General features: G+C 44.8%; 2 protein-coding genes. One reads left to right on the top strand and one right to left on the bottom strand.

Features of this window, described 5'->3' with window-relative positions; genetic code table 11:
• Positions 1-22: 22 nt before the first annotated feature.
• Positions 23-730, bottom strand: a complete 708-nt coding sequence (locus ACZFYI_RS19630; protein ID WP_462525815.1) for a GIN domain-containing protein — start codon at positions 728-730, stop codon at positions 23-25.
• Between the two features lie 156 nt (positions 731-886).
• Here ACZFYI_RS19630 and ACZFYI_RS19625 point away from each other — a divergent pair.
• Positions 887-2,024: amidohydrolase family protein (locus ACZFYI_RS19625; protein WP_462525814.1), on the top strand; the 1,138-nt coding region annotated here is incomplete at its 3' end.

Here is a 2,024-nt window from a genome sequence, read left to right as displayed (position 1 = left end):
CGACTTTAGTCGGTTTAAACAATTAATTCCTATTTACTTTCCCTATCCCCGAAACCTTCTCACTCACGACCGTCGGGTTACCGGTATAATTGACCACGCCAATGCCGTCAACCTTTAGCGTCAACTCACCCTCGCAATGAACCGAAACAGCCCCAATCCCTGAACTCGTCAGATTGACATTCTGAACAATCAATTCAGAAGCATCAATATTCCCTATCCCTTCATTGACAAGCTTCATTTCATTGGCACTCCCTTTCAGGGTCATATTGCCTACAAAGTTTAGCCGCGCATCCACAGCTTGGGCATCCAATTCCAAAGAAATATTGCCTACGCCATTGCCTGCGATCAGCAAATCGCCCAAATCCAAAGTTCCTGAATTCTTGATATTTCCCACTCCTTCAAATCTAATCTCACTCAGGTCAAGGATATCCAAGTCTATCTGAAGCTCTTCCTTCATAAAAAACGCACCCGATTCCTCTTCATCCAAACTCAATTCCAAAAGGTCTCCTGTCTGTAAAACCCGCAGTTTCTTTACCAGATCCTCATTGCCTGAGATGCGCATGGATTCAGCACCCCCTTGCTTAATGTTGACACTAAAGAGACCTTTGAGCTTCAACCTGCTTACGCCTTCTATGTTTTTTTCCTCCATGTAATTGCTGTTTTTGCTATTGCAGGAGAACAATATCATCCCTGTCAGAAAATAAATGATCAGAATTCCTTTGGCTTTCATAATGTCGTGGTTTAAGATTTAAAACAATGTCATGAAAATAAGGAATATCTCTGAAAATCTAAGGGGTTAATAGATTGAAATAATAGGGGTCAAATCTGATCGGACCAAGTGAAAAGCTTGGCCTTTTTCTTAAATTTAAAGAAAAAGTATCCCCTCATGTCCGATAAAGCACTCAACAGAAGAAATTTCCTGTCCCAAACCATGGCCCTGACCGGCGCAGGTATCCTTGCTCCTTCATTTTCATTTGCAAGTACTTCCGGCTCAAAACAAAAAGGTGATAGCGCCAAAAAAGTTTTCAAAAACGTCAGGATGGAAACGGGCTTTGTCAGGGACGAGATAGAAGTCATTGCGACCAAAACAGCACTTTTTACCATAACGGTAGAAAATGGGAAAATCACCGAAATCCTGCCCAACAGTTCAGACCCCTCGGCCATCGATGCCAAAGGTTTTCTGATGCTGCCGGCCATGAAGGACATGCATATCCACTTGGATAAAACCTACTACGGCGGTCCGTGGAAAGCCCGGGAGAGCAAGTTCCGAACGGTCAAGGAACTCATTGAACATGAAAAAGTGGTGATTCCAACACTCCTGCCTCATTCTACAGAAAGGGCTGAAAAGCTTATCCAACTCCTCCAATCCAAAGGGACAGATTATGCCCGTAGCCATGTCAATATTGAACCCACCTCCAAACTTGATTCCCTCAAAAACCTTCAAATAGCCCTGGAAAACCAAAAAGATTCTTTTGGGGCCGAGCTTGTGGCTTTTCCACAGCATGGGATTTACTATTCAGGTTCTCAGGACCTGATGCGCGAAGCTGCCCAGATGGACATTGACTATATAGGTGGCGTAGATCCGTTTTCTCTGGATGGTCAGATCGAAAAAACCATGGATTTCACCGTGCAACTTGCTTTGGACTACAACAAAGGCTTGGACATTCACCTGCATGAATCAGGAGAATCAGGTCTCAAAACCGTTCAGTACCTGATCGCCAAAGTAAACGAAAACCCTGTCCTCAAAGGCAAAACCTACCTGAGTCATTGCTTTGTAATGGGAAAATTGGATGAGATAACGCTCAAGGCGACCTGCGAGGCTTTGGCCCAAGCAGATATCGGAATCACTACCACGGTGCCTATTGGCTACAATGTGATGCCCATTCCCACGATGTTGGACCATGGCATCCGGGTCATGTCAGGGACAGACTGTGTGACCGACCATTGGCAACCTTTTGGTACCGGAAGTATGCTGGACAAAGCCAAAAACATGGCCGAACTCTATCGCTACAACCACGAGTATG

The organism is Aquiflexum sp., from assembly GCF_977115555.1.
The sequence above is the reverse complement of the archived record's forward strand: the minus strand, read 5'-3'. Positions and strand labels throughout refer to the sequence as shown.

Excerpts from the sequence above, each read along its gene's own strand:
- ACZFYI_RS19630 (WP_462525815.1), bottom strand. The coding sequence starts at position 730 with ATGAAAGCCAAAGGAATTCTGATCATTTATTTTCTGACAGGGATGATA.